This is a genomic window from Isoptericola sp. NPDC056578, assembly GCF_042793275.1.
Lineage (GTDB): Bacteria > Actinomycetota > Actinomycetes > Actinomycetales > Cellulomonadaceae > Isoptericola.
In genome coordinates this window covers 25,577-33,288 of sequence record NZ_JBHTVC010000053.1, presented here as the reverse complement: position 1 = coordinate 33,288, position 7,712 = coordinate 25,577, and the positions used below count along the sequence as shown (strand labels likewise).

The window sequence follows — 7,712 nt, the reverse complement described above, 5'->3', positions numbered from 1 at the left end:
CCCCGCCGTGGACGATCCTCTCAGGCCCCGGGTGGTCCGCACCCGGTGTCACGAACTACCTCGGCAGGATCTGGACTACTTCGGCGCGATGCGCGCCACCTCGCGACGCGGGCTCACGGGGTCACAGGGCCCGCCAGCGCAGCTCGAGGGTGCGGGCCTGCGGGCGGAGCATCGCCGTCGGCCAGACGTCGGGCCCGCAGGCACGCGAGCCCAGGCCGTGCTGGGCGGCGTCCACGTAGAGGTGGTGCCGCTCGGGCACGGGGAGCTCGTGCGGGTGGGCGGCCGCCGCGAGCTCGTGGGCCGAGTGCCGGGCGAGCGTGAACCCGGGCAGGCGGCCGCGCGCGTCGCGACCGAGCGTCAGGCGCAACCACGGGCTGCCGCCGCGCGTCAGCTCCAGGTCGCGCACCTCGGACCGGTGGCCGGACTCCTGCGGACGCGCGTACCGCACCGACAGGTCGTCGATCCCGGCGCGGTGACGCCCCACCACGACCGACGAGCGCACGTCCGGGTACGAGTCGTGCGGGCCCAGCCCGAACCACCCGGCGCCGTCGACGTCGGCCGGCAGCCCCACGTGCACGCCGATCCGCGGCCACACGTCGTCCCACCGGTCGTCGGGCGTCATGACGACGCGCAGCACGGCCTCGACGACGCCGTCCGCGACCCGCTCGGCGGTCCACGTCTCCTCGACGTCGACCGTCCGGCGGCTCTGGGCCGCGGACACGCGCCGCAGCACCCGCAGCCGGTCAGCCGACTCCTCCACGGCGACCGTGCGGTGCGTGAGCCGGTCCAGGCCCTGCCGGCGCCAGCGGTCGGCCGCCGACGGCACGGGCGTGCCGCGCCACGGGAGGGTGGTGGGGTCGTCGGCGTCGTAGCTGCCCATCGCGGCGCCCCGGTCGTTGTCCGTGGGCGCGCGCCACAGCTCGACGCGCGGCGCGGACACGTCCGCCCCGGCCAGGGCCACCAGCTCCGGGCCGCGGAACACGACGGGCGCCTCCGCGAGCGCCACGGCCGGACGGCGGCGCTCCCGGACGGCGGCCGGCGCCGGCAGCGCCCACTGGTCGCGCGCGACGACGTGCCCGGCGGCGGCCCACGCCGCGCCGTCACGCAGAGCCAGCTCGACGGTGAGGTACGCCTCGGCGCCGGGGCTCGCCTCCGGCAGCGACGCCGGGTCGAGCAGCCCGACGACGGCCCGCTCCCCCGCCGCGACGAGCGCACCGTCGCCGTCCGCCACCGGGGCCTCGCCGGAGGCGACCACCTCGCCGTCGTGCTCCGCGCGCCAGCGCAGCACGAGGTCGGCGGTGTCCGCGGTGTGCCGGCGGTTCCAGATCTCCACCACCCCGGACGCCGGGCCCGCGGACGGCCGCACGACGACCGGCCGCTCGACGTGCCAGAACTCCGTCAGGCCCGGGCTGGGGGTGTCGTCGGACAGCACCATGCCATCCATGACGAAGTTGCCGTCGTGCACGACCTCGCCGAAGTCGCCGCCGTACGCGAAGAACTCGACGCCGTCGGGGGTGGTGGTGCGCAGGCCGTGGTCGCGCCATTCCCAGACGAACCCGCCGTGCAGCCGCGGGTGGGTGTCGACGAGCTCGCGGTACTGGTCGAGGGCACCGGGGCCGTTGCCCATCGCGTGCGCGTACTCGCACAGCAGGAACGGCTTGGACCGCTGCCGGGCCGAGTCGGCGATGCTGCACCCGAGCACGGGCGAGAGGTCGTCGTCGCTCCCGATGGACGCCGTCTCGGGCACGGTCGAGTACATCCGCGAGTAGACGTCGGTGTACTCGCCGGCGTAGTCGCCCTCGTAGTGCACGGGCCGCGACGGGTCGCGGTGGTGCACCCACTCCGCCATCGCGGCGAGGTTGCTCCCGGTGCCGGACTCGTTGCCGAGCGACCACAGCACAATGCTCGCGTGGTTCTTGTCGCGCTCGACGGTGCGCCGCACCCGGTCGAGGAAGGCGTCGCGCCAGGCCGGGTCGTCGCTGGGGTTGCCCACCCAGCCGCCCGCCTCGAAGCCGTGCGTCTCCAGGTCGGTCTCGAGGATCACCCACAGCCCCAGCTCGTCGGCGAGGTCGAGGATGCGCGGGTGCGGCGGGTAGTGGCTGGTGCGGATCGCGTTGACGTTGTGCTGCTTCATCCGGGCCAGGTCGGCGCGGGCGTGCTCCTCGTCGAAGACGCGGCCGCGGTCGGGGTGCGTCTCGTGCCGGTTCATCCCGGAGAACACCACGCGTCGCCCGTTGACGAGGAACAGGTCGCCGACGATCTCGACGCGACGGAAGCCGACCCGCAGGGCGACGGTCTCGCCCGACGACGCCACGGTCGCGTCGTAGAGGCGCGGCACCTCGGCCGACCACGGCTCGACGGCGCCGACGGCGACGGGCGCGACGTCCTCGGGCGCCGCCCACGCGACGTCGACCCCGAGCTCCGGCACCCGCAGCCGCACCGGGAACGCGGCAGCGTCGGCCCGCACCTCCGGCACGAGGAGGCCCTCGCCGGACGCGGGGTCGTAGTCCGCGTCCAGCCACACGTCGTCGAGCGCCCCGACGGGCCGGTGCAGCAGCGTGACGTCGCGGAAGATGCCGGGCAGCCACCACTGGTCCTGGTCCTCGAGGTAGCTCGCGGCGGACCACTGCACCACCCGCACCGCGACCGTGTTGGCGCCGGGGCGCACGGCGTCGGTGACGTCGTACTCGTGCGCCAGCCGGCTGCCGGACGCCGAGCCCACCTCCTCGCCGTTCACCCATACCGTGAAGAACGACTCGACGCCGTCGAACCGCAGCAGCACGCGGCCGCCCTCGGTCCACGACGCCGGGACGTCGACCTCGCGGCGGTAGTCGCCGGTCGGGTTCTCGTCCGGCACGTGCGGCGGGTCCACCGGGAACGGGAACTGCACGTTGGTGTAGATCGGGCGGCCGTGCGCGCCGTCGCCCTCCAGCACCCAGTGCGCGGGCACGGGGAGCTCGCCCCAGCCCGCGTCGGGCGACGTCGCGTAGCCCGGCTGCGCGAAGGCGTCGGGGGCCTCGCCGTCGGGCAGGACGCCGACGTCCAGGACACCCTGTGCGCCCGGGGAGCCGGGGACGCACGGCAGGAGGCGGAAGCCCCACGTGCCATCGAGGGAGAGGCGCGGCGCGTCCCCGGCGGGCGCGGACCGCGGCGGCTCGACGCGTCCCGACCAGGGTGCCGTGGACTCGTGCGGGAGCGGGGAGAGCGGGGTCATGCGGCCCATCATGCTTTGACAGCACCTTCCGTCAGGCCGCCGCGCCAGAACCGCTGCAGCACGATCATGGCGACGGCGAGCGGGATCACCGAGAGCAGGACGCCCCCGGTGGTGAGCTCGTAGAACTCGGGCAGCCGGTCGGTCTGGCTGTTCCAGTTGTTGAGCCCGAGGGTGATCGGGTACAGGTCCTGGTCGCTGAGCATCACGAGCGGCAGGAAGTAGTTGTTCCAGATGCCGACGATCTGGAACAGGAACACCGTCACGAGGGCGGGCGTCATGATCCGCAGCCCCAGGGTGTGGAAGATGCGCAGCTCCCCCGCGCCGTCGATCCGGGCGGCCTCCACGAGGGAGGTGTCCACGGTGGCGTCCGCGTAGATGCGGCACAGGAAGAACCCGAACGGCGACACCAGCGACGGGATCAGCACGCTCCAGTACGTGTTGGCGAGCCCGAGCTGGCTGAACAGCAGGAACAGCGGCAGGGCGGTGGCCGTGCCGGGCACGAGGACACCGCCGAGCACGAGCCCGAAGATGAGGTTGCGGCCCCTGAACCGGTACTTGGCCAGGGCGTACCCGCCCGCCGCCGCCAGGTAGGTGGCGATCAGGCCACCCACCCCGGCGTACAGCACGGAGTTGGCGAACCAGCGGAGGAAGACGCCGCCGCCGTAGGTGAGCACGGCGGCGAGGTTGTCGAACAGCGCGAACGTGTTCCCGAACCAGAAGCCGTTGGTGCCGAACAGGTCGTCCGTCGTCTTCGACGCCGCGACGACCACCCAGTACACGGGCACCAGGAAGTAGATCGCGACGACGGCGAGGACGGCGGTGACGAGGATCGTCGTCGCCGGGCGCCGGCCGCGGCGACCGGGGGTCGCCGGGGGGACGTCCGGGGTGTCGGTACGGCGCGGCGCGGTGGAGACGGCGGCGGTCATCGCGAGCTCCTGTTCGTCAGCCGGAGGAAGAGGAAGGACAGCGCGAACGCCACGAGCGCGATGAGCACGGACTGGGCGGCGGCGACGTTGTAGTCGTTGTAGGCGAAGGCGGTCGTGTACGCGGACAGGTTCGGCGTGTACTGCGAGTCGATCGCGGGCGACACGGTCATGAGGAGCTGCGGCTCGGCGAAGAGCTGCAGCGTGCCGATGATGGAGAAGACGGTGGTGAGCACCAGCGCCGGGCGGATCAGCGGCAGCTGGATGCTCCACGCCGTGCGCCAGGGACCGGCGCCGTCCACGCGCGCCGCCTCGTACATCTCCGGCGGGATCGCCTTGAGCTGGGCCACGATGATGAGCATGTTGTAGCCCGCGTACGTCCAGGTCACGATGTTCGCGATCGACCACAGCACCGTCCCCGCGCCGAGGAAGTCGGGCGTGAACCCGAACAGCGTCTCGGTGAGGTCGATGATCGGGCTGAGGCCGGGCACGTAGAGGAACGACCAGAGGATGGTCGCGATGACGCCCGGGATGCCGTACGGCATGAAGTACGTGGCGCGGAAGAAGCCGGGCCAGCGCGCCGACGCCGACTCGAGCAGCAGCGCCAGGACCGTCGCCGCGACGATCATCACCGGCACCTGCACGACGCCGAACAGCAGCATCCGCCAGATCGACGCGACGAAGTTCCCGTCCTCCAGGGCGATCCGGTAGTTCTCGAACCAGGCGAACCCGGTGGTGACGCCCTGCTCGCCGAACAGCCCCGCGCGGGTGACGGTGGTGAAGCTCTGCCCGATCGCCACGATGATCGGCAGCACGAACGTCAGCAGGAACAGCAGGAGGAACGGCCCCACCAGGACCCAGGGCGCGCGCCCGACGGCGGTGCTCGCCTTCTTCGTGGTCATCGCTCCGCCCTCCGGATCGTCAGGCCCTTCTGTCGGAACACCTCGATGGTCCGCTCCTCGGCGGCGACCACGGCGTCCACGAGCGTGCCGCCCGTGGCCTTGCCCCGGAACCCGTCGCCGAGGATGTTGAACGTCTGCTGCGTGATGGGCCACCACTGCCAGTCGGGGTTCTGGTCCTGCGTGGCCGGCTGGAAGACCTCGGTGTTGTAGCGCTGCCCGCCGAAGAACTCGCTGGGTTCCTCGCGCGCCGCGCCGATGTAGTCGCGCGCCGGCGACCACCCGATCCCGGAGTGCTCGATCATCGCGTCGATGCCCTCCGGGTCGGTGTTCATCCAGACGGCGAACTCCATCGCCTCCTTCGGGTGCTTGCTGTTCGCCAGCACGGCCGACGTCGAGCCGCCGATGAACGACGACCCGTAGCCGTGGCCCCAGCGCGGCGCCGGCGCCACGCGCCACTTCCCCTCCGCGCCGCTCACGCTCTGCAGCAGCGCGTCGCCCCAGCTCGCGCTCACCAGCGACGCGATCTGGTCGTGCGCCGCGGCGGCGTACCAGCCGGGGGTGTACGGGTTGGCGGCCGTGGTCACCAGGCCGTCGTCGATGACCTGGTCGAAGAAACGCGCGACGTCGAGCGTCACCTCGCCGGCCATGTCGATGACCCAGCCGTCCTCGGCGCTGCGCAGCCACGTGGCGCCGGCCTGCATGGCGTGCGCCGCGAACACCGACGTGTCGTCGAGCGGGAAGGAGTCGATGTAGGCGCCGATCTCGCGGAACGCGGGGGCCACCTCGGCCCACTGGGTCCACGTGGTGGGGACGTCGGCGCCCACCTGCTCGTACAGGTCGGGCCGGTAGTACATCCCCACGGGGCCGGAGTCCTGCGGGATGCCGTAGACGCCGCCGGCGAAGCTCACCTGGCTCCACAGCGTCTCGTCGAACTTGTCCGCGTGCTCGGAGACGCCGTACCGCTCCAGGTCCACCAGCCCGTTGACCAGCATGAACTCCGGCACGGTGCGCATCTCCACCTGCGCCAGGTCGGGCCCGCCCCCGGCCGCGAGGGCCGAGTACATCTTCTGGTACCCGCCGTCGTTGCCGCCCGGGATCCAGGACACCTGGACCTGGACGTCCGGGTGCTGGGCGTTCCAGACGTCGGCGACCTTCTGCAGGTCCTTGAGCCACGCCCAGTACGTGAGCGTGACCTTCTCCCCCGTCGCGGCCGGCACCACCGGCTGGGCGTTGACCGACGTCGTGCCGGGCGTCGCGCACCCGGCGAGCACCGCCGACGCTCCCCCGGCGAGCCCCCAACCGAGGAGCTCCCGTCTCGTGAACTGTCGCATCCGTCCCCACTTCGTCGTGACGTCGGCGGGGCAGGTGCCCCGGGCTCGTGTGAGCGTGGTCACGTTAACAGCGGGTCGGACGCCCGGGTCAAACCCGTCTCAGGGCGTGTCCCGGAGCCACGCCCCGCGTGTCAGACGGCGGTGGGGACGTCCTTGACGGGCGGCCAGGGGGTGCCCGTGCCGGCCATGGACGCGTGGAACGGGTCGCCCTCGACGATCTCGCCGGCGCGGACGGTGGCGTCCGTGAACGCGGACTTGTAGATCGCCGCCGTGAGCTCGAGGGTGGCGCGGGTGTCCGCGACCGCGACGGGCGGAGTCCGCCCCTCGGCCAGCGCCCGGTACGTGGGCACGAGCTGCGCCAGGTGGCCGCTCGCGCCGCCGTCGACGGACGTCCCCGACGACTCCGCGTCGGCGGCCCAGGCCTCGGCGACGTCCTCCCGCCCCGCCACGGGGGTGACGGTCCAGCTCGTGTCGTCGTAGCCGTACAGGTGCTCCAGCTCGACGGTCGCGGCCTCCGTGTCGAAGCGCAGGCGCGACGTCTGGCGCGGCGAGACCGCGGAGTTCGTGATCGTCGCCATCGTGCCGCCCGCGAACCGCACCAGTGCCGTCGAGACGTCCTCGGTGTCGGTGTGCCGCGCGAGCCTGCCGGCCATCGCCCGCACCTCGGTCCACGGGCCGAGCACGGCCAGCAGCAGGTCGAACTGGTGGATGCCGTGGCCCATCGTGGTGCCACCGCCCTCGGTGTCGAACCGGCCCCGCCACGGCACCTCGAAGTACTCCGGCGTGCGGAACCAGAGCGTGTCGCACTGCGCGACGTACGCCGCACCGAGCGTCCCGTCGTCGAGCAGCCGGCGCAGCCGCTGGATCCCCGCGCCGAACCGGTGCTGCACGATCTGGGTGAACCGCCCCGGCAGACCGGCGTCGATCGCCTGCCGCTCCGCCGCCGCCAGGGCGTCGGCCTCCGCCAGCGACAGGACCGCCGGCTTCTCCACGACGACGTGCGCTCCGGCGCGCAGCGCCGCCAGCGCCGCCTGCAGGTGCACCGACGGCGGCGTGCAGATGTGCACGACGTCGACCTGGCCGGCGTCGAGCAGCGCCTGCAGGTCGGTGCCGTGGTGCGGCACGCCGTGCTCGGCCGCGAACGTGGCGGCGCGGCCCGCGTCGACGTCGACGACGTGCGTGACCTCCGCGCCGTCGGGCCCGCCGTGCGCGGCCAGCGCGCGGACGGCGTCGACGTGCGCGCCGGCGATCGCGCCGGCGCCGAGGATGGTGACCTTCATGGCTGCTTCTCTCTGCCGAGGTGGTTCCCGGCCGGCCGAGGTAGTTCATGACAAGGTGCCAT

General features: G+C 73.1%; 5 protein-coding genes. All 5 read right to left on the bottom strand.

All coding sequences use genetic code 11. The annotated features are described in order from the left end of the window. Positions 1 to 121: 121 nt before the first annotated feature. The 5 genes from ACFQ80_RS17665 to ACFQ80_RS17645 all read right to left on the bottom strand — a co-directional run bounded on the left by ACFQ80_RS17665 (position 122) and on the right by ACFQ80_RS17645 (position 7,650). A complete protein-coding gene (locus ACFQ80_RS17665; RefSeq protein ID WP_430564560.1) occupies positions 122 to 3,214 on the bottom strand; it encodes a glycoside hydrolase family 2 TIM barrel-domain containing protein in 3,093 nt (1,030 codons plus the stop codon). 8 nt (positions 3,215 to 3,222) lie between these two features. Next, positions 3,223 to 4,140 (bottom strand): carbohydrate ABC transporter permease, encoded by a 918-nt coding sequence (locus ACFQ80_RS17660; RefSeq protein ID WP_430550732.1) that lies wholly within the window; start codon positions 4,138 to 4,140, stop codon positions 3,223 to 3,225. Further along, a complete protein-coding gene (locus ACFQ80_RS17655; protein WP_430564559.1) occupies positions 4,137 to 5,039 on the bottom strand; it encodes a carbohydrate ABC transporter permease in 903 nt (300 codons plus the stop codon). The genes ACFQ80_RS17660 and ACFQ80_RS17655 overlap by 4 nt, the downstream gene beginning before the upstream one ends. Further along, positions 5,036 to 6,370, bottom strand: coding sequence for an extracellular solute-binding protein (locus tag ACFQ80_RS17650; RefSeq protein WP_430550733.1), 1,335 nt, complete (start codon positions 6,368 to 6,370; stop codon positions 5,036 to 5,038). The genes ACFQ80_RS17655 and ACFQ80_RS17650 overlap by 4 nt, the downstream gene beginning before the upstream one ends. 131 nt (positions 6,371 to 6,501) lie before the next feature. Beyond that, on the bottom strand, positions 6,502 to 7,650 hold the full coding sequence (locus ACFQ80_RS17645) for a Gfo/Idh/MocA family protein (RefSeq protein ID WP_430564558.1): 1,149 nt from the start codon (positions 7,648 to 7,650) through the stop codon (positions 6,502 to 6,504). Positions 7,651 to 7,712: the final 62 nt, after the last annotated feature.